The 19,932-nt window shown below is 70.7% G+C and carries 15 protein-coding genes and 1 riboswitch; of the genes, 10 read left to right on the top strand and 5 right to left on the bottom strand.

Annotation, left to right across the window (positions count from 1 at the left end; translation table 11 throughout):
- Positions 1–51 precede the first annotated feature (51 nt).
- Positions 52–201 carry a hypothetical protein gene (locus tag QE410_RS04140; protein WP_307328258.1) on the top strand — a complete coding sequence of 50 codons (150 nt, stop codon included), beginning with the start codon at positions 52–54 and terminating at the stop codon, positions 199–201.
- An 11-nt stretch (positions 202–212) separates the two neighbouring features.
- Complete coding sequence (locus tag QE410_RS04135) at positions 213–677, top strand: GNAT family N-acetyltransferase (protein WP_307328255.1); 465 nt, start codon at positions 213–215, stop codon at positions 675–677.
- Positions 678–680: 3 nt separating this feature from the next.
- On the opposite strand, the gene QE410_RS04130 is transcribed toward QE410_RS04135, so the two are convergent.
- Positions 681–1,013: a hypothetical protein gene (locus QE410_RS04130; RefSeq protein ID WP_307328252.1), complete on the bottom strand. Its 333-nt coding sequence runs from the start codon at positions 1,011–1,013 to the stop codon at positions 681–683.
- 126 nt (positions 1,014–1,139) lie between these two features.
- Here QE410_RS04130 and QE410_RS04125 point away from each other — a divergent pair, with 126 nt between their 5' ends.
- Positions 1,140–2,306 carry a GNAT family N-acetyltransferase gene (locus QE410_RS04125; protein ID WP_307328249.1) on the top strand — a complete coding sequence of 389 codons (1,167 nt, stop codon included), beginning with the start codon at positions 1,140–1,142 and terminating at the stop codon, positions 2,304–2,306.
- A gap of 237 nt (positions 2,307–2,543) precedes the next feature.
- Here the strand turns inward: QE410_RS04125 and yiaA are convergent, their stop codons facing one another.
- Entirely contained in the window at positions 2,544–3,011 is a 468-nt protein-coding gene (yiaA, locus tag QE410_RS04120; protein ID WP_307328246.1) for an inner membrane protein YiaA, read from the bottom strand.
- Positions 3,012–3,210: 199 nt separating this feature from the next.
- Between yiaA and QE410_RS04115 the strand changes: the two genes are divergently transcribed.
- Positions 3,211–4,167, top strand: coding sequence for an NAD-dependent epimerase/dehydratase family protein (locus QE410_RS04115; protein WP_307328244.1), 957 nt, complete (start codon positions 3,211–3,213; stop codon positions 4,165–4,167).
- Between the two features lie 6 nt (positions 4,168–4,173).
- Here QE410_RS04115 and QE410_RS04110 read toward each other — a convergent pair whose 3' ends face one another.
- Positions 4,174–5,541, bottom strand: a complete 1,368-nt coding sequence (locus QE410_RS04110; protein WP_307328240.1) for an L-serine ammonia-lyase — start codon at positions 5,539–5,541, stop codon at positions 4,174–4,176.
- The gene (gene glyA / locus QE410_RS04105; protein ID WP_307328236.1) at positions 5,541–6,839 is read right to left on the bottom strand and encodes a serine hydroxymethyltransferase; all 1,299 of its coding nucleotides are present in this window, start codon (positions 6,837–6,839) and stop codon (positions 5,541–5,543) included. The genes QE410_RS04110 and glyA overlap by 1 nt, the downstream gene beginning before the upstream one ends.
- A gap of 138 nt (positions 6,840–6,977) precedes the next feature.
- Positions 6,978–7,075: riboswitch (glycine riboswitch) on the bottom strand.
- A 231-nt stretch (positions 7,076–7,306) separates the two neighbouring features.
- On the opposite strand from glyA, the gene betA reads away from it, so the two are divergent.
- From betA to solA, 6 genes are all read left to right on the top strand, one after another.
- Positions 7,307–9,007 carry a choline dehydrogenase gene (betA, locus tag QE410_RS04100; RefSeq protein WP_307328234.1) on the top strand — a complete coding sequence of 567 codons (1,701 nt, stop codon included), beginning with the start codon at positions 7,307–7,309 and terminating at the stop codon, positions 9,005–9,007.
- The gene (locus QE410_RS04095; protein ID WP_307328231.1) at positions 9,004–10,485 is read left to right on the top strand and encodes an aldehyde dehydrogenase family protein; all 1,482 of its coding nucleotides are present in this window, start codon (positions 9,004–9,006) and stop codon (positions 10,483–10,485) included. The genes betA and QE410_RS04095 overlap by 4 nt, the downstream gene beginning before the upstream one ends.
- A 28-nt stretch (positions 10,486–10,513) precedes the next feature.
- Entirely contained in the window at positions 10,514–11,587 is a 1,074-nt protein-coding gene (locus QE410_RS04090) for a glycine betaine/L-proline ABC transporter ATP-binding protein (RefSeq protein WP_307328228.1), read from the top strand.
- Entirely contained in the window at positions 11,584–14,703 is a 3,120-nt protein-coding gene (locus QE410_RS04085) for a glycine betaine ABC transporter substrate-binding protein (RefSeq protein ID WP_307328226.1), read from the top strand. Before QE410_RS04090 ends, QE410_RS04085 begins: the two co-directional genes overlap by 4 nt.
- Positions 14,704–14,822: 119 nt before the next feature.
- A complete protein-coding gene (locus tag QE410_RS04080) occupies positions 14,823–17,315 on the top strand; it encodes an FAD-dependent oxidoreductase (RefSeq protein WP_307328223.1) in 2,493 nt (830 codons plus the stop codon).
- Positions 17,316–17,352: 37 nt separating this feature from the next.
- Positions 17,353–18,519 carry an N-methyl-L-tryptophan oxidase gene (solA, locus tag QE410_RS04075; RefSeq protein ID WP_307328221.1) on the top strand — a complete coding sequence of 389 codons (1,167 nt, stop codon included), beginning with the start codon at positions 17,353–17,355 and terminating at the stop codon, positions 18,517–18,519.
- A gap of 163 nt (positions 18,520–18,682) precedes the next feature.
- Here solA and QE410_RS04070 read toward each other — a convergent pair whose 3' ends face one another.
- Positions 18,683–19,732 (bottom strand): amidohydrolase family protein, encoded by a 1,050-nt coding sequence (locus tag QE410_RS04070; RefSeq protein ID WP_307328217.1) that lies wholly within the window; start codon positions 19,730–19,732, stop codon positions 18,683–18,685.
- Between the last annotated feature and the right edge of the window lie 200 nt (positions 19,733–19,932).

The raw sequence follows: 19,932 nt of genomic DNA, 5'->3' as shown, positions 1-19,932 counted from the left end.
ATGTCGTTTCTCGTTCTCGGAGTCGCCGCTGCGGCATGACAGCCTGGTCGTATGGACGTAATCACACAGCTCGTTCTGCTCGTCACGCTCGCGGCCGTCATGCTGTACGCCGTGTACGGGGTCGTCCGCAAAGCCGTTCGCGACGAGATGGCCGCGGCCGCGCGCGCTGACCGTCGTGAAACCGACGGGCCGCAGCCGTGACGCCCGGCGCCGTGGCCGTCCGCACCGCGGTCTTCCCGCGCGACGCGGACGTCGTCTCCGCCCTCGTCGCGTCGTACCTGCGTCAGACGGAGAGCGAGAAGGCCGAGCGCGGACTCGCCGCCGCGGACGCCCCGCTCCCCGGGCACTATGCGCGCGAGATCGCCGACCCGGCTGCAGCCTTCGACAGGCGACGTGTGCTGCTCGCCGCGGTCGACGGGGAGGATTGCGGCATCGTCGTCGTCACCACCTCGCCGGATGCGACGGAGGTGTCGCGCCTCTGGACGACGCCGACCGCACGCGGAAAGGGCGTGGGAGCCGCTCTCATCGCCGCGGCGGTCGAGGGTGCCGTCACGCCCGTCCGCCTGTCGGTGTGGGAGTGGCGCGGCGACGCCCTCCGGCTCTACCGGCGGCTCAGCTTCGCACCGGTCCCGTCGTGGGACGACCGCGAAGGACTCGTGTGCCTCGAGCGGCGATGATGCTCAGCGCGCAGCCGCAGATCCGCGGGATCGGCCGATGGTCTGCGTGACGAGGTACTCGCCCCACGCGACGGCGTAGGCGCCGAGCGCCGCCCACGTCCAGCCCGACGGCAGCGCACCCACGATTCCGAGCATCGCCGCCGCGGTCAGCGCCACCACGACGACGAGCACCGGCAGAGCGGCGCGAGCCCCCACGGGAGCGCCCCCGACCCGCCACGTCACCCACAGGGCGCCGGCGGTGGCGACGAGCAGGATCACCGGCGTCCACCACGGCCCGAGCGCCCCGGTCGTGATCGAGGCACCGATCGCGGCGATCGTGAGAGAGGCGGCACGCACCGCGCGAACGGTCGTCGCGCGGTCGGCGGGGGTGCGGGATGCGGAGGGGATGACGGGCTCCTTGTGCGGCGGGCGGTTCTCTCAGCGTAGACAGGATGCCGCGAGCCGTCTGTCTACGCTGGAGCGGTGCCCCTCACCCTCACCTGCCTCGATGCGACCGGCCGAGACCGAGAGGAGCTGATCGCGTTCCTCACGGCGAACGCCTTCCCCTTCCACGTTCGCACTCACCCCACCCGCACCCAGGTGGTGGCGGCCATCGACGAGGGGACCTGGGGCGGCGACGCCGTCGAGGCGTTCTGGCTCGACCACGACGAGCACGGGCGCGTCGGATTGGTGCGCCTCGACGACCTCGCCGACGCGACGGCCCTGATCGATCTGCGTCTCGCGGAGCGGTGGCGCGGCCACGGCCTCGGCGCGCGGGCGCTCGCCCTCGCGAGCGAGCACGTCTTCCGCACGCGCCCCGGCGTCGTCCGGTTCGAGGGGCAGACCCGCGAAGACAACCTCGCGATGCAGCGGACCTTCGACAAGAGCGGGTGGGTACGCGAGGCGTACTACCGCGACGGCTGGCCGGTCGAAGGCGGAGCACCGATGGCATCCATCGCCTACAGCGTGCTGCGTCGGGACTGGCTCAGCGGGGTGACGACGCCCGTGCCGCGCGGGCCCGAGGTGACGCTGTCGGGCGAGTTGCGGTGCGCGAACGAGGGCGAAGCGGCCCGGGTGCGCGCCCGTCTCCCCGAGCACATCGCCCTCACCCGCGCCGAGCCCGGATGCATCGCCTTCGACGTCGACCCGACGGCCGACCCCCTCGTCTGGCGGGTCGACGAACGGTTCATCGACGAGGCCGCGTTCGACGCGCACCAGCGTCGCGTCGCGGCGAGCGTGTGGGGGTCCGCGACCGCCGGGATCGCGCGCGCGTACGTCATCCGCGGACGGGCACAGGATGCCGGTGCGGTCATCGCCGAGGCCTGGGCGGCGGAGGAACGACTGCTGGACCCGGCCGTCAGGTCCGACCCCGAGGAGCTTCGACGGTTGCTGGCTGATGACTTCGCCGAGATCGGCCGATCAGGACGCTGGTGGACCCGCGACGAGATCATCGCCGCTCTCACCGCTGAGGAGCCAGGATCGCGCCCACCCTCGATCGAGCGTCGGCAGAGCCGGCTGCTCGATGCCGACACGGTGCTGCTGACCTACCTGCTGAGGGGAGATGACCGGGCCAGCTACCGCTCCTCGGTGTGGCGGTGCGACCCGCAGCCACGCTGCCTCTTCCATCAGGGAACGGTCGTCCCCGGCTGACGACGGCGGGCACCGGCGTGCACTGCGCTCGGAGGGTCGACGCGGTGACCGCGTTTGCGCACGACCGCGCTGTCATACGTGCCGATGGCGTGCTCGTCGGCGTCTCCGCTGCACGGGCAGTCAGGCGGCATCGCGTTCTCGCGGTCCTCCTGATCGGGATGACGATGCCTCCGGCTCCGCTCGGGGACGCTGCCCCCGGCCGTGGCCTCCGCCTCGCGCCCGTCTGCGCGCGTCGACTCAGGCGCCCGGCGGGAAGCCGGGCCGGTCCACGGGGCTGACCTCCGGGTGCACGCGGTGGAACGCCGCCAGGTCGCGGACGTTCTTCTGCACCGCCACCACGGCGAAGAGGCTCATCGCGAACCCGATGCCGTAGAACCCCTTCTCCGAGAGCAGCAGTTCGGCGTTCCAGAGTCCGATCGTCATGAGCGTGAGCGCCGCGAGCAGCATCGCCCACGCGACGCCGAGGTACGCGCCGGTCACCGGTACCTCTTCCGCGCGGTCGCGCACGCCCTTCTGTACGGAGATCGCGGCGAACAGGCCGAGCAGGAACACCGCGAGGAAGAAGCCCTTCTCCGACAGCAGCATCTGCGCGTTGTACAACCCCACGACGTACACCGACGCTCCGAGCCCGAGCGCCACCCACGACGCCCCGACGAACGCTCCGGTCGGCCGGCCGAGCGCCTGCTGGTTCTGTACATCCGACATGGTTCTCACCCTTCGATCCGCCCCCACGGGGGATATATTCCGTGGCGGAGAACGTAGCGGCCCCTGCATGCTCTGAAGCACATACACGGACTTCTGTGGAGAGAATTCGCCCGGGTGACTCGTCTCGCGAGCCTCCCGCCCCGTCCGCCGTGCGCGAACGGGCTGGTCGCGTCCCCGTTCGGCTGCTTGGCTGACCCCTATGCGACGCGTGCTCATCCTCGGGGGAACCGCCTGGCTCGGCCGGGCCATCGCGCGAGCGGCTGTGGCGGGAGGAGCGGAGGTCACCTGCCTCGCCCGCGGCGAAGCGGGCACCGTTGCTCCGGGGTCGCGCCTGGTCCGGGCCGACCGCCACGACCCTCGCGCCTATGACGCCCTCGACGGCGACTGGGACGAGGTCGTGGAGCTGTCGTGGGACCCGGGGTTCGTGGCATCCGGTCTCGACGCCCTCGCAGACCGAGCGGCGCACTGGACACTCGTGTCGAGCGTCTCGGTCTACGCGCACGCCGACGCCCCGTTCGCCGATGAGACGGCGGAGCTCGTCGAGCCCGTCGACCTCGAGCAGTACGCGGATGCCAAGGTGCACGCCGAGCGCCTCACCGCGGCGCGCGCGGGTGACCGCGCCCTCCTCGCCCGTGCCGGCCTCATCGTCGGCCCCGGCGATCCCACCGACCGCTTCGGCTACTGGCCGGCACGCTTCGCCCGCGGCGGGCGCGTGCTGACACCCCGGACCGCCGACCGGTACGTGCAGGGGATCGATGTCGACGACCTCGCCGACTGGATCGAACGCGCGGGCCGCGACGGGATCACGGGGCCGGTCAACGCCGTCGGCGAGGAGCTGCCACTCGCCGCCGTGCTGACCGCCGCTCGCGACGCGGCGGGTACCGCGGCGGAGAACGTCGCGCTCGACGACGACACCCTCCTCGCCCGCGGTGTGCAGCACTGGATGGGGCCCCGATCGCTGCCGCTGTGGCTCCCGCCCGAGGCGCGGGGGTTCTCGCGGCGCAGCGACGCCGCGTTCGTGGCATCCGGGGGCCGCCGACGCGCCCTCTCCGAGACCATGCGACGAACGCTCGATGACGAACGCGCACGCGGGCTGGATCGGGCGCGCCGAGCGGGCCTCACCCTCGACGAGGAGGCCGAGGTGCTCGAGCGCTGAGGGGCGTCAGCACTCCACGACGTTGACGGCGAGGCCGCCGCGCGAGGTCTCCTTGTACTTGTCGTTCATGTCGGCGCCGGTCTGCCGCATGGTCTGGATGACGTTGTCGAGCGAGACGATGTGCGTGCCGTCGCCGCGGAGCGCCGTGCGGGCGGCGGTGACGGCCTTGACCGCCGCGACGCCGTTGCGCTCGATGCACGGGATCTGCACGAGGCCGCCGATCGGATCGCACGTCATGCCGAGATGATGCTCCATGCCGATCTCGGCGGCGTTCTCGATCTGGCGGGGCGTTCCTCCGAGCACGGCGGCGAAACCCGCGGCCGCCATCGAGCAGGCGGAGCCGACCTCGCCCTGGCATCCGACCTCCGCCCCCGAGATCGAGGCCGTCTCTTTGTAGATCGAGCCGATGGCGGCGGCCGTGAGGAGGAACGTCATGATCCCCTCGTCGTCGGCTCCAGGGACGAACCGGCGGTAGTAGGCAAGGACGGCGGGGATGACACCGGCCGCGCCGTTCGTGGGCGCGGTGACGACGCGCCCGCCCGCGGCGTTCTCCTCATTCACCGCCATCGCGAACAAGGTGAGCCAGTCGGTTCCGCGCAGGCCGTCGGTCGACGCCGCCTCGTCGGCGAGCTGCCGCGCCAGCTCGGGGGCGCGGCGGGGCACCCGGAGCCTGCCGGGGAGAACCCCGGGGGTCGCCGCTCCGCGCTCGATGCATCCGCTCATCACGTCCCAGATGGCCCGCAGCCCCGCGCGCACGGCATCCCCGTCGCGGTGGGCGAGCTCGTTCTCGAACGCGATCTCGGCGATCGACAGCCCGGTCTCGTCGCAGCGCGCGAGCAGGTCGTCGGCGGTGCGGAAGGGGTGCGCGACGAAGACGTCGTCGGCACGGGGCGTCGCGGCTTCGGCCTCGGTCACGACGAATCCGCCGCCCACCGAGTAGAACGTCTCCTCCGCGAGAACGACGCCGCCGGCATCGATCGCCGTGAACACGACCGCGTTGGGGTGGAACGGCAGCGAGCGTCGCCCATCCAGCACGAGGTCGGCATCCACGTCGAAGGAGACCGGGTGCGTCCCCAGCAGCCAGAGCATGCCGTCGGCGCGCACGCGCTCCTCGATATCGCGCAGCAAGTCGGGGTCGCACGACTCGGGCCGGTGCCCCTCGAGGCCCATCAGCACGGCACGGTCGGAGGCGTGGCCGCGTCCCGTGGCGCCGAGCGAGCCGAGCAGATCGACGCGCACGCGGACGACGCGCTCGTGCTGCCCACTGTCGCGCAGGTGCTCGGCGAACGTCAGGGCCGCCCGCATCGGCCCGACCGTGTGCGAGCTCGACGGGCCCACCCCGATCGAGAAGAGGTCGAAGGCGCTGACCACCATCAGACGGCGCCCTCGTAGAGCGGGTGAGCGGATGCCAGGGCGGCCACGCGCTCGCGAAGCTCGGCGATCTGCTCGGGCGAGACCTCCGCCCGCAGCGCCTCGGCGATGACGTCGGCGACGGCGGCGAAGTCCTCGTCGTCGAAGCCGCGCGTGGCCAAAGCGGGCGTCCCGATGCGAAGCCCCGAGGTGACCATCGGCGGGCGCGGGTCGTTGGGGACCGAGTTGCGGTTGACGGTGATGCCGACCTCGTGCAGGCGGTCCTCGGCCTGCTTGCCATCGAGGGGCGATTCGACCAGGTCGACCAGCAGCAGGTGCACGTCGGTGCCGCCGGTGAGCACGCGCACACCCTCGGCCACGACGTCGGGCTGCGTGAGGCGCTCGGCGATGATGTGGGCGCCGCGGAGCGTGCGGCGCTGGCGGTCGGCGAACTCGTCGCCCGCGGCGATCAGGAACGACACCGCCTTGGCCGCGATGACGTGCTCGAGCGGGCCGCCCTGCAGGCCCGGGAACACAGCCCGGTCGATCTTCTTGGCGATGTCGGCGTCGTTCGTCAGCACGATGCCGCCGCGCGGGCCGCCGAGGGTCTTGTGGGTGGTGGAGGTGACCACGTGCGCGTGCGGCACGGGGTTCGGGTGCACGCCCGCGGCCACGAGACCGGCGAAGTGCGCCATGTCGACCCACAGGTACGCGCCGATCTCGTCGGCGATGGCCCGGAACGCGGCGAAGTCGAGCTGGCGGGGGTAGGCCGACCAGCCGGCGATGATGAGCTTCGGCCGACGCTCGCGGGCGAGGGCGGCGACCTCGTCCATGTCGACCGAGCCCGTGGCATCCACGTGGTACGCGACCGCGTCGAAGGCCTTGCCGCTGTAGCTCAGGCGCATCCCGTGCGTGAGGTGGCCGCCGTGGGCGAGGTCGAGGCCGAGGATGGTGTCGCCGTGCTGCAGCAGGCCGAACAGCACCGCGGCGTTGGCCTGGGCGCCGGAGTGCGGCTGCACGTTGGCGTACGCGGCGCCGAACAGACCGCACACGCGCTCGATCGCGAGACGCTCGATCACGTCGACGTGCTCGCATCCGCCGTAGTAACGGCGACCGGGGTAACCCTCGGCGTACTTGTTGGTGGCGACCGATCCCTGCGCCTGCATGACGGAGAGCGGGGCGAAGTTCTCACTGGCGATCATCTCGAGGGTGTCGCGCTGGCGCTCGCGCTCGGCGTCGAGGGCCGCGGCGACGGCCGGGTCGATCTCGGCGAGCGGAGCGGTGAGGAGGGCGGCGGCGGTGGTCGGGGACAGAACGGTCATGGCGGGAGGCTCCCTGTCGTGCCGAGGGTGCGGCGATCGGATGGGTCACCTCCCCGCTCTGTCATCGGGCCTGAGAGCTTCACCGCGGGTGGCGGCTTTCACCGTGGGCGCAGGCGGGGCCTGCTTTCCAGAGTGCGCCTCACCCTCGCGGTCTTGGGCCTGAGAGATTGTGCGGGGAGGGCTTGCTCCTTCGGCGCCGCGTCCGGGTGGGACGCGGGCTCTCCCGCGGGGGTTCGATCGGCGCGTATCGAGTTGTGTGGGGGCGACGCTAATGCATCGCTATGCGCAACACAATGCGTCTTGAGCAACACGCAACATGATCGACTCGTATTCCCCGCGGGCGTAACGGCCGTGTAAACAGTGCGTCACGCACCCGCGAAACACCCCGCTCCGGGGGTCTGGGCCCTCTACTGTTGCGTCCAACGCACAGCAGTTTCTTTCAGCGCAACAACAGACCCGAGGATGCCATGACCACTCGTCGCGAGAACTCCACGACCTACGACTACATCGTCGTCGGCGGCGGAAGTGCCGGAAGCGTGCTCGCACGGCGGCTGTCCGACGACCCTGAAGCACGCGTGCTCGTGCTCGAGGCGGGGCGCAGCGACTACCCGTGGGACCTCTTCATCCAGATGCCCGCCGCCCTCACCTTCCCGAGCGGCCACGCCCTCTACGACTGGAAGTACGAGTCGGAGCCCGAGCCGCACATGCACGGTCGCCGCGTCGCCCACGCACGCGGCAAGGTGCTCGGCGGCTCGTCGTCGATCAACGGCATGATCTTCCAGCGCGGCAACCCGCTCGACTACGAGCGCTGGGGCGAGCAGCCCGGTCTCGAGACCTGGAACTGGGCCCACTGCCTGCCCTACTTCAAGCGCATGGAGAACGCCCTCGCCGCCGCCGCCGGTGACCCCCACCGCGGTCACGACGGTCCGCTCGAGCTCGAGAAGGGCCCCGCCACCAATCCCCTCTTCCAGGCCTTCTTCGATGCCGCGGAGCAGGCGGGCTACCCGCGCACCGACGACGTCAACGGCTTCCGGCAGGAGGGCTTCGGCCCCTTCGACCGCAACGTGCGCCACGGCCGCCGGCTCTCGGCATCCCGTGCGTACGTCCGCCCCGTGTGGCGGCGCCGCAAGAACCTCACCGTGAAGACCCGGGCGCTCGCCACCCGCATCCTGTTCGAGGGGACGCGCGCCGTCGGCGTGGAGTACCGCCGCAACGGGCGCACGCACACCGCGCGCGCGAACGAGGTCGTGCTCGCCGGCGGCTCGATCAACACCCCGCAGCTCCTGCAGCTCTCGGGCGTCGGCCCGGCCGACCTCCTGGAGTCTCTCGGCATCCCGGTCGTCGTCGATCTGCCCGGCGTCGGCGAGAACCTGCAGGACCACCTCGAGGTCTACATCCAGCACGAGGCCACGCAGCCGGTGTCGATGCAGCCGTACCTGCGGCCGCTCAGCATGCCGCTGACGGGGCTGAAGTGGCTGCTCGGGCGAAAGGGCCCCGCCGCGACCAACCACTTCGAAGGCGGCGGGTTCGTCCGCTCGAACGACGAGGTGCGCTGGCCGAACCTGATGTTCCACTTCCTGCCGGTGGCGGTGCGCTACGACGGGCAGATCGCCGACGTGAAGCACGGCTTCCAGGTGCACGTGGGTCCGATGTACGCCGACACCATCGGACGCCTGCGCATCCGCTCCACCGACCCGACCGAGCACCCCGAGCTCGTCTTCAACTACCTCAGCACCGAGAACGACCGCCGCGAGTGGGTCGAGGCCGTGCGCGTGGCCCGCGACATCCTGTCGCAGCCGGCGCTCGCCCCCTTCAACGGCGGCGAGATCGCCCCCGGCGCCGAGGTGAGCACCGACGAGGAGATCCTGGAGTGGGTGGGCCGCGAGGCCGAGACGGCACTGCACCCCTGCGGCACGGCCAAGATGGGGCCCGCCGATGACCCCATGGCCGTCACCGACCCGCTCACCATGGGCGTGCACGGCACGACGGGGCTTCGCATCGTGGATGCCTCGGTCATGCCGTTCGTGACGAACGCCAACATCTACGCGCCCGTCATGATGATCGCCGAGAAAGCCGCCGATCTCATCCGCGGCGTGAAGCCGCTGGCCGCCGAGGAGCTGCCCTACTACGTGGCAGACGGCCCGGCGAAGGTGGGCGTGACCGCATGACCTCGTCTCTGTACATCGACGGGGCCTGGCGCGAGCCGCACTCCCCCGCCACGCGCGAGATCCGCTGCCCCGCCGACGGCACGCTCGTGGCGACCGTGACCGAGTGCGACGCGCAGGATGCCGCCGACGCGGTCGCCGCGGCATCCTCGGCCTGGCGGTCGGGAGTGTGGAGCGAGACGCCCGAGCGCGAGCGCGGCCGGCTGCTCGAACGCGTCGCCGACCTCATCGAGCGCGACGCCGAGACCTACGCCGAGGCCGAGGCGCGCGACACCGGCAAGCGCATCATCGAGGCGCGCTACGACATGGCCGACATCGTGGCGTGCTTCCGCTACTACGCGAGCCAGGCCGGCGCGCACCCGGGGCGGCTCGTGGACACCGGCAGCGAGTCCACCCGCAGCCGCATCGAATACGCCCCCGTGGGTGTCTGCAGCCTCATCACGCCGTGGAACTACCCGCTGCTGCAGGCCGCGTGGAAGGTGGCGCCGGCGCTGCTGGCGGGCAACACCTTCGTGCTCAAGCCCAGCGAGCTGACGCCCTCGACGGCGACGCTGCTGATGGACACGCTCACCGAGGCGGGACTGCCGGCCGGCGTGGCGAACCTCGTCACCGGGACGGGCGCCGACGTCGGCGAGGTGCTCACCACCCACGCCGACGTCGACCTCGTGTCGTTCACCGGGGGCCTCGCGACGGGCCGGCGCGTCATGGCCGCCGCCGCCCAGAGCATCAAGCGCGTCGCGCTGGAGCTGGGCGGCAAGAACCCGAACATCGTCTTCGCCGACGCCGACTTCGACACCGCGGTCGACTACGCCATGACAGCGATCTTCCTGCACAGCGGTCAGGTGTGCTCGGCCGGCGCCCGGCTCGTGGTCGAGGAGTCGCTGCACGACGCCTTCGTCGACGCCCTCGTCGAGCGCGCGCAGCACATTCGCCTCGGCGGCCCGTTCGACGACGACGCCGAGACCGGCCCGCTCATCTCCGCCGCCCATCGCGACAAGGTCGACGCCTACGTGCAGGCCGGCATCGCCGAGGGCGCGGTCCTGCGCTGCGGCGGCCACGCGCCGACCGACCCGGAACTGGCCGACGGCTTCTACTACCTGCCCACGATCCTCGACCGCTGCGACGGCTCGATGAGCGTCGTGCGCGAGGAGAGCTTCGGCCCCGTCCTGACCGTCGAGACCTTCCGCGACGAGGCCGAGGCCGTGCGCATCGCCAACGACACCCCCTACGGCTTGGCCGGCGCGGTGTGGACCCAGGATGCCGGCCGGGCCCAGCGCGTGGCGAGCAGTCTGCGCCACGGCACGGTGTGGATCAACGACTACCACCCCTACCTGCCGCAGGCGGAGTGGGGCGGATTCGGCCAGTCGGGCAACGGCCGTGAGCTCGGCCTCGCGGGCCTCGACGAGTACCGCGAGACCCGGCACGTGTACCAGAACCTCGACCCGAAGCCCCAGCACTGGTTCGCCGCCGCCGACCAGTGACCTCTCCTCACGAAAGGGAGCACCACCGATGAGCACCATCACGGCACCACCCCTTCACCGCTCCGCCGCCACCGACGTCGACGACTTCACCGTCGACGGTCTCTGGAAGGTCTTCGGGAACGCCCCCGAGAAGGTCGTCGGCAACCCGCAGCTCGCCGACCTCAGCACCGCCGAGATCCTCGAGCGCACCGGCAACGTCGTCGCCGTCCGCGACCTCAGCTTCACCGTCGGACGCGGGGAGGTGTTCGTCATCATGGGCCTGTCGGGCTCCGGGAAGTCCACGCTGATCCGGTGTCTGACCCGGCTCGTCGAGCCCACAGCCGGCTCCATCACGATGCGCGGCGACGATCTGCTCTCGCTCGCACCGGGACCCCTGCGGGAGTTCCGCCGCACCAAGGCCGCGATGGTGTTCCAGCACTTCGGTCTCCTCCCCTTCCGCACCGTCGTCGACAACATCGCCTACGGACTCGAGATCCGCGGCGTCGGCAAGGCCGAGCGCCGCGAGCGGGCGCTCGAGATGGTCTCGCTCGTCGGGCTCGACGGATACGAATGGCGCTACCCCTCGCAGCTTTCCGGCGGAATGCAGCAGCGCGTGGGCCTGGCCCGGGCGCTGGCCGGCGACCCCGACGTGCTGTTGTTCGACGAGCCGTTCTCGGCCCTCGACCCGCTCATCCGCCGCAACATGCAGGCCGAGATCGTGCGGCTGCACCACGAGATGGGCAAGACCATGGTCTTCGTCACGCACGACCTCTCCGAAGCCCTCAAGCTCGGCGACCGCATCCTCATCATGCGCCACGGCGAACTGCAGCAGATCGGCACCGGTGCCGAACTCGTCGGCGCCCCCGCCAACGACTACGTCGCCGACTTCGTCTCCGACGTGCCGATCGCGAGCGTTCTCACGCTGCAGTGGATCGCCCGCCCCGGCGACACCGCGCCCGACGCACCGACTCTGCCAGCCGACACCGTCATCGCCGACGCCATCCCCGTGGTCCTGGGTACCTCCGTTCCGGTTCGCGTGACGGATGCCGCGGGCGCCGTCGTCGGCATCGTCGATCGCGACGCGGTGCTGCGTGCCGTCGCCGGCGAACGGCATCCGTCATGAGCGCCCCCGTCGCCCCCACGACCGTCGAGATCACCAAGATCGAGGCCTCGACCCTCACCGCCGCCCCGCGACCGCGCCGCATCTCGCCGCGCACCACGGTGCTGATCGGGGTGGGCGTGCTCTGGCTCGCCGTCTTCGCGTTCACCCACGGCCAGGGCACCGACACCCTCCCCACCGCGTCACTCACCGACGTGCACGGCTTCTTCGACGCCGTGAAGGAGTGGGTCGCCGACAACCGCTCCTCCAACGTCGTGCTCCTGGCCCTCGACGTCGTGCGCGTCGTCATCAACGCGGTGGTGCAGGCGCTGCTGTCGCTCCTGGCCGCCACCACGTACGGCCTCGGGTACCCCGAGATCGGCTGGCTCGGTTCGACGCTCCTCTTCGGCTGGATCGCCTGGGTGTGCGGCAACGCGCGCGTGGCCGCCCTCACCGTGGGCTTCCTCGTCGTCATCGGCGTGCAGGGGCTCTACCTCGAGGCGATGCAGACGCTCGCCATCACCTTCGCCGCGGTGTTCTTCGCCCTCGTCATCGGCATCCCGGTCGGCATCTGGACGGGCCGGTCGCGGCGCGTCGAACGGGTGCTGACCCCCGTGCTCGACTTCATGCAGACGATGCCCACCTTCGTCTACCTGGCCCCGCTGGCGCTGATCTTCCTCATCGGCCCCGCCGCCGCCGTCATCGCGACCCTCATCTACGCCGCCCCTCCCGTCATCCGCCTCACCGCGCATGGCGTCCGCGACATCCCCGAGTCCATCGACGAGAGCGTCGCCTCGCTGGGTGCGACGCCCCGCCAGCGCCTGCGTACGGTCGTGTTGCCGCTCGCGCGCACCTCGATCGTGCTCGGCATCAACCAGACCACCATGGCGGCGCTGTCGATGGTCACCATCGCGGCCCTCATCGCCGCCCCCGGCCTCGGCCAGGTGGTCGTGCAGGCGCTGCAGTCGCTCAACGTCGGTCGCGCGTTCAACGCCGGCCTCGCCGTCGTGCTGCTGGCGATCGTGCTCGACCGCGTCACCACGGCGATCGGCCGTCGTGCCGACCCGGCCGTCGTCGCCGCGCGGCGCACCCGTGCCGTCCTGCCGCGTCGCATCGCGTACGGGGCGGGTGCAGCCATCGCGCTCGTGGCGATCTTCCTGTCTCGCTCGCAGCTGTGGGCCGCCGTCTTCCCCGCGCAGATCGAGATCGGCGACCTCGTCGAGAGCGCCGTGAACACGGCATCCGCCTGGGTGAACACCACCTTCGGCGGTGTGACGTCGGCGCTGCAGGAGGTCGTGACCACCGCGCTGATCAACCCGCTGCAGGCACTGCTCGAGCAGTCGCCGATCGTCGTCGTCATGGCGGCGTTCACGGTCATCGCGTTCGTCGCCGGGCGGGCGTCGCTCGCCGGAGCCACCCTGGCGGGGATGGTCGTGGTGTGGCTGCTGGGCGTCTGGGGACCCTCGATGATCACGCTGGCTTCGACCCTCGTCGCCACCGTGCTCACGGTCGCCATCGCGCTGGTGCTGGGCGTGTGGATGGGGCGGGTCCCCCGTGTCGATGCGGCGATCCGTCCCATCCTGGATGCCGCGCAGACCATGCCGGCGTTCGTCTACCTCGTGCCGTTCCTCGGGCTCTTCGGGCCGAACCGCTTCACCGCGATCGTCGCCGCCGTCATCTACGCCGCGCCCATCTCGATCAAGATCATCGCCGACGCCATCCGGCAGCTGCCCGAGACGCTCGGCGAGGTGCTGCTCAGCACCGGGTCGAGCCCGTGGCAGGCCGTCACGAAGGTGCAGCTGCCGATGATCCGCCACGCCATCACCCTCGCGGTGAACCAGGCGCTCATCTACGTGCTGTCGATGGTCGTCATCGGCGGCCTGGTCGGCGGTGGCGGGCTCGGCTACCTCGTCGTCGCGGGCTTCGTGCAGACCGACCTCTTCGGCAAGGGGCTCGCCGCGGGCCCTCGCCATCGTCATCTGGGGCATGCTGCTCGACCGCACGACGCAGGCCTTCGCCCACCGCACTCCCCTCGCACCCACCGCTCCCCCGGCGCCGGCTCGGCGCCTACGGAGATCCACCACCCGAACACCCCGCACCGCTACCGCATGAAACGGGTCCCGACCCGACCGACCGAGACGCCGCGTCTCACCAAGGGAGTATCCATGCACCACGCCCGCACACGCACCCTGTCCGCCCTCGCCGTCCTCTCGGCCGGTGTCCTCGCCCTCTCGGGCTGTGGCTCGTCGCTCAACGACAGCTCGTCCGACGCGGGTGGCGCCGCCGCCTGCGGCACCACCAACCTCGCCATGAACAACTGGGTCGGTTACACCGCGGATGCCGCCGTGTACACGTACCTGGCCGAGAACGAGCTGGGCTGCACCGTCGTGCAGAAGCCCATCTCGGAAGAGGTCGCCTGGCAGGGCTTCGGCACCGGCGAGGTCGACCTCATCATCGAGAACTGGGGACACGCGTCGCTGAAGGAGAAGTACATCGAGGGCGACAAGACCGCCGTCGAGGTCGGCCCCACCGGCAACGAGGGGGTCATCGGCTGGTTCATCCCCGAGTGGATGACCGAGGAGTACCCCGACCTGAAGACCTCGGCCGACCTGAACAAGTACGCCGACCTGTTCAAGACCAGCGAGTCCGACGGCAAGGGTCAGCTGCTCGACGGCGACCCCAGCTACGTCACCAACGACGAGGCCCTCGTGACCAACCTGGGCCTGAACTACAAGGTGGTCTACGCCGGCTCCGAGGCGGCCCTCATCGAGGCGTTCCGCTCGGCCCAGGCCAACCGCACCCCGCTGCTGGCCTATTTCTACGAGCCGCACTGGTTCTTCTCCGAGCAGAAGCTCGGCCACATCACGCTGCCCGCCTACACCGACGGCTGCGATGCCGACCCGCAGAAGGTCGCCTGCGACTACCCGCCCTACACGCTCGACAAGATCGCCTCGTCGGCGTGGGTCGCGAAGGACACTCCCGCGGTGAAGCTGCTGAAGAACTTCACGTGGACCAACGACGACCAGAACACCGTCGCCAGCTACATCGCGAAAGACAACATGACGCCCGAAGACGCGGCCAAGAAGTGGGTCGACGACAACCCCGACAAGGTCGCCGCGATGCTCGAGGGCATCAAGTAACACCCGCTCCACCCGGAGGGGGCGCGATCGCGCCCCCTCCGGTACACCCCCGCATTCCCCCCGCCCCACCCCGCGCCCGTTGCTGCATCGTGCGCACGCATCCGATCTCGAGGTTTCGCATGGTCTCGTCTCCCGCCCGTTCCCCCCGCGTCGTCATCATCGGCCTCGGCGTCGTCGGCGCCGCCCTCGCCGACGAGCTGACCTCGCGCGGCCTGACCGATGTGACCGTGTTCGAGCAGGGTCCCCTCTACATCACCGGCGGGTCGTCCTCGCACGCGCCCGGCTTCGTCTTCCAGACCAACGGCGACCGCACGATGACGCAGCTCGCGCAGCGCACACTCGACAAGCTCGACGGCGTCTCGCTGAACGGCCAGTGGCTGCTCAAGCGCGTCGGCGGGCTCGAGATCGCCACCACCGACGAGCGTCTGCACGACCTCAAGCGCCGGCGGGGCCTCGCGGCATCCTGGGGTGTGCCGGGCGAGCTCGTCGACCCCGACGAGGTCGCGCGGCTGTGGCCCGGACTCGACGTCTCGGGGGTGCTCGGCGGTTGGCTCACCCCCACCGACGGGATCGTCAAGAGCGCGGCCGCCGTGCAGTGGCAGGCAGAACGCGCCCAGGACCGCGGTGCGCGCATCGTCGGCAACACCCGCGTCGTCGGCATCGAGCGCTCGGGCGGACGGGTGACGGGTGTGAAGGTCCTTCCCGTGCCGGCCGGCTCCGCCGAGCCCGATCTCGTCCCCGCCGACATCGTCATCTCGTGCGCGGGACTGTGGGGACCGGGCGTCTCGCGTGACCTGCTCGGTTTCGAGCTGCCGATGCAGCCCATGGAGCACGGCTTCGGCTACAGCGCGCCCGTGCCGTCGCTCAAGGGCGCCAATGTCCCCACCGACGAGGCGAAGCGCCCCATGCTCCGCCACCAGGACTTCTCGCTGTACCTGCGCGAGTACGTCGACCGCATCGGCATCGGCGCGTACAACCACCGCCCGATCCCGCTGGAGCAGTCCGAGATCGCGGATGCCGACACCTTCGCCGCGACCGGTGTGCACCCCGCGATGCACCCCCTCACCTGGGACGACTTCGCCCCCACGTGGGAGGAGGCGCAGCGCCTGCTCCCGGAGCTTCGCGGGGTGCAGTTCGAGTCGGGCTTCAACGGCATCTTCTCGTTCACCCCCGACGGCGGCCCCATGCTCGGGCCCGTTCCCGGCACCGACGGCCTGTGGCTCGCGCAGGCGGTGTGGGTCACGCAGTCGGCCGGTGTCGCACAGGTCGTCGCCGACTGGATCGTCTCGGGGGACCCGGGGATCGACACCCACGGCCTCGACTTCAACCGCTTCGACCCCGCGGTGGTGAGCCGCCGGTTCACGCGCGAGCGTTCGTCGGAGTCGTACGACGAGGTCTACGACGTGCGTCACCCGCACACCCCAACCCAGCGCCTGCGGGGCCTGCGCCGCACGCCCTTCCACCAGCGCTACGAGGAGCTCGGCGCCGTCTTCGGCGAGGGCGGAGGCTGGGAGCGTCCGCTGTGGTTCGAGGCGAACGCCGGCCTGGTCGACGAGCTGGAGACCGTGCCCGTGCGCGACGACTGGGCCGCGCAGAACTGGTCGCCCATCGCCGCGGCCGAGGCGCACGCCACCCGATCCTCGGTGGCCCTGTACGACCTGACCGCCCTCCCCCGCGTCGAGGTCTTCGGCCCGGGCACCACCGCGCTGCTGCAGCGTCTGCTCACCACGAACGTCGACGTCGCCATCGGCCGGGTCGTCTACGGCATGATGCTCGACGAGCAGGGCGGCATCCTGTCGGATGTCACCGTCACCCGCCTCGACACCGAGCGGTACATGATCGGCACCAACGGCAACCTCGACCTCGTGCACCTCACCACCCAGGCGCCCGAGGGGGTCTGGGTGCGCGCGCTCTCGTCGGGCCAGGGCGGCCTCGGGCTGTGGGGGCCGAACGCTCGCGCCGTGCTGGAGTCGCTCACCCACGACGACGTCTCGAACGAGGGTTTCGGCTTCTTCCGCGCGAAGCAGATCGACATCGCGGGCGTCAGCGTGCTCGCCCTGCGCGTCAGCTACGTCGGCGAGCTCGGCTGGGAGCTGTACGTCAGCGCCGACAACGCCGTCTTCCTCTGGGACGCCCTGTGGGAAGCGGGCCAGGCGCACGGCATCGTCGCCGCCGGCCGCCGCGCGTTCAACGCCCTGCGCCTCGAGAAGGGATACCGCGCCTTCGGCCACGACATGACCCGCGAGCACACCCCCGCCGAGGCGGGTCTGAGCTTCGCGGTGCGTATGGCCAAAGACGACTTCGTCGGCAAGGCCGCCCTCGCCGAGCGTCCCGTCACCACGCGCCTCGTGCCGCTCACCCTCGACGACCCGACTCGGGTGGTGCTGGGCGCAGAGCCCGTGTTCGTCCCCGGAACGACGGATGCCGTGGGCTACGTCACCAGCGCCGACCAGGGCTACACGATCGGCGCGTCGATCGCGTACGCGTGGCTGCCGCCCGAGCTCGCCGAGCCCGGCACGACACTGGAGGTCGAGTACTTCGCCCAACGTCTGCCGGCGACCGTGCGCACCGAGCCGCTGTTCGACCCCGAGATGGCCGCGATCCGCCGCTGAGCCGGCGTCCGCACCGATACGAGAAGGAACCACCACGATGGAGCACTACGACGTCATCGTCCTCGGCCTGGGGTCGATGGGCGGCGCCGCCGCCAACACCCTCGCCGAACGGGGCGCGAAGGTCCTGGGTCTCGAGACCTTCGCACCCGGCCACGACCAGGGCGCCGCGCACGGCGGCACCCGCATCATCCGGCAGTCGTACTTCGAGAGCCCCGAGTACGTGCCGCTGCTGCAGCGCGCGTACGAGGGCTGGCGCACGCTCGAAGCCGAGTCGGGCCGCGACATCATGGAGCTCTGCGGCGGCATCTACATCGGCGACCCGGATGACATCACCTTCCGCGGCAGCAAAGAGGCGTCCGAGCTGCACAACCTGCCGCACGAGATCCTGGATGCCGACGAGATCCGCCGCCGCTTCCCCACGATGAACCCGGCCGACGACGCCGTGGCCGTGTACGAGGCGAACGCGGGGTACGTCCGCCCCGAGGAGACGACGATCGCCAACGCCGAGGTCGCGGCGAAGAAGGGCGCGACTCTCCGCTTCCACGAGCCGGTGACGCACTGGCAGGCGACCCCGAACGGCGGCGTCGAGGTCGTGACCACGCAGGGCACCTACGGCGCCGACCGTCTCGTCATCACTCCCGGCCCCTGGGCGCCGCAGGTGCTGCCCGAGCTGCGGCTGCCACTGTCGATCGACCGCATGATCTTCTACTGGTTCTCGCCCGAGTACAGCGACGCGGTGCCGTACGAGCGCTACAGCGACAAGCAGCATCCCGTGTACATCGAAGAGACCCACGGCAACCAGCAGATCTACGGCTTCCCCATGACCGACGGTCCCGCCGGCGGCCTGAAGCTCGGTTTCTTCCGCAAGGGCTCCCCCACCACGGCGAACACGATCGACCGCAACGTCTACGACCACGAGATCGCCGAGATGCGCGAGCGCGCGCTGCAGCTGTTCCCCTACCTCACCGGACCCGTCGTGCAGGCCAAGACCTGCCTCTACTCGGTGACACCCGACGAGCACTTCGTCATCGGCGCGCACCCCCTGCACGAGCAGATCCAGATCGCCTGCGGCTTCAGCGGCCACGGGTTCAAGTTCGTGCCGGTGGTCGGCGAGATCCTCGCCGACCTGGCCCTCGACGGGCGGTCGGCCATGCTGCCCCCGACGCTGTTCGACCCGACCCGGGCGGTGCTGCGGGGCGCCTGACCGCGCTCGGCGCGATCGACCCGCGTCCGGGCGCCGGCCGCTCGCTGCCGGGGCGCCGGTCGCGTCCCGGTGTCACGCATAAACGCGATCTGCGCGCATAAACGCGGTGTGCGCGCGTTTGTACGCACGGATCGCGTTTGTGCGTGTCCCGTCTGCAGCGCCGTCACTCGATCGTGGCGGGCCAGATCATCCTCCCCTGCCGGAAGGTTGCGTAGATCCGCGAAAAATCCGAGGGTGTCGGATGCTGCGATCTGGTGTCGAGGATCGTCAGATCCGCGTGATGACCCACTTCGACCGCGCCCCGCTCCTGGTCGGCGAAGAATGCCGCGGGCTCGGAAGTCAACGACCCGAGCAGGTGATCGACACCCATGCCGCTGTCCGCCATCGCTTCGAACTCCGGGCGCGTGTCCCGTTCTGCCATGTATCCCACGTCGGTGCCGAACAGCACCTTGCCTCCCTGCCGCAGGAAGTCGCCCAGCGCTGCGTGAATCGGACCCAGATAGTCGGCATCCGTTCTGACCGTGGAGGCGAACATGTGCAACGTCGGCACCGTCCGCACGCCGCGTCGAGCCGCCTCTGCCAGAAGGGCAGCGGTTCCGTACGTGTCGTCGGGAACGTGAGCAAGCGCATCGACGCCGGCACCGAGTGCGATCGCTGTTCCCTCCCGGTTCGAGGGGTGGGCGAAAACGCGCACACCCCGTCGATGCGCCTGATCGACGGCTGCGCGCGCCACTGCCTCTCGCATCGGTTTGACTCGCTCTGGAGTGACGTATGCGCCGGTGAAGAGTTTGACGACGCGGGCGCCGTTGCGCAGCTGAGATGCGACCACGAGCCGAGCGCCGAACCCGGTGAGGGGTGTCGGAAGCATCCACCGCATGAACCACGGCACGATGATCCTCGTGTAGAACGGGATGCCACGCCAGGGGCGGATACCGATGCCGGCGGTGATGATCGTCGGGCCGCGAAGCTGGCCCGTTTCGATTCTCCGGGCGAGCGCGTTCGTCGTCCGCGGGTGCGAGCCCAGATCCACCACCGTCACGAAGCCCCGGCTGAGCATCATGTCATCGATCGCGGCTTGCATCGCCGACAACGCGGCACGTGACCGTCCAGACCACACGCTTTCCGTGAGGTGCACGTGACAGTTCCAGAAGCCGGCGGTCGTGACCCGGCCAGAGAGATCCACTTCTCGGACGCCGGAACCCGCGCCTGCCACGCGCCCGATCTCGGCGATACGACCCCCGCGGAGGAGGGCGTCCTGCGGGTCGGACACGCACTCCCCCGGTCTCCGCCACACGCGCGCATTGCGCAGGAGCAGCGATCCCTCGTCGAAACCGTTTCTCACGTGGACACAGTACGCAGTCAACGCGTCGGTCGTCGATGCCCTCTCCCGAAGGCGGGACGAGGCCGAACGGA

The sequence above is a fragment of the Microbacterium sp. SORGH_AS_1204 genome, from assembly GCF_030818935.1.
GTDB lineage: Bacteria > Actinomycetota > Actinomycetes > Actinomycetales > Microbacteriaceae > Microbacterium.
The sequence above is the reverse complement of the archived record's forward strand: the minus strand, read 5'-3'. Positions and strand labels throughout refer to the sequence as shown.

Excerpts from the sequence above, each read along its gene's own strand:
- QE410_RS04110 (WP_307328240.1), bottom strand. The coding sequence starts at position 5,541 with ATGGTGGTCAGCGCCTTCGACCTCTTCTCGATCGGGGTGGGCCCGTCG.
- solA (WP_307328221.1), top strand. The coding sequence starts at position 17,353 with ATGGAGCACTACGACGTCATCGTCCTCGGCCTGGGGTCGATGGGCGGC.
- QE410_RS04140 (WP_307328258.1), top strand. The coding sequence starts at position 52 with ATGGACGTAATCACACAGCTCGTTCTGCTCGTCACGCTCGCGGCCGTC.
- QE410_RS04085 (WP_307328226.1), top strand. The coding sequence starts at position 11,584 with ATGAGCGCCCCCGTCGCCCCCACGACCGTCGAGATCACCAAGATCGAG.
- QE410_RS04080 (WP_307328223.1), top strand. The coding sequence starts at position 14,823 with ATGGTCTCGTCTCCCGCCCGTTCCCCCCGCGTCGTCATCATCGGCCTC.
- betA (WP_307328234.1), top strand. The coding sequence starts at position 7,307 with ATGACCACTCGTCGCGAGAACTCCACGACCTACGACTACATCGTCGTC.
- QE410_RS04095 (WP_307328231.1), top strand. The coding sequence starts at position 9,004 with ATGACCTCGTCTCTGTACATCGACGGGGCCTGGCGCGAGCCGCACTCC.
- QE410_RS04115 (WP_307328244.1), top strand. The coding sequence starts at position 3,211 with ATGCGACGCGTGCTCATCCTCGGGGGAACCGCCTGGCTCGGCCGGGCC.
- glyA (WP_307328236.1), bottom strand. The coding sequence starts at position 6,839 with ATGACCGTTCTGTCCCCGACCACCGCCGCCGCCCTCCTCACCGCTCCG.
- yiaA (WP_307328246.1), bottom strand. The coding sequence starts at position 3,011 with ATGTCGGATGTACAGAACCAGCAGGCGCTCGGCCGGCCGACCGGAGCG.
- QE410_RS04090 (WP_307328228.1), top strand. The coding sequence starts at position 10,514 with ATGAGCACCATCACGGCACCACCCCTTCACCGCTCCGCCGCCACCGAC.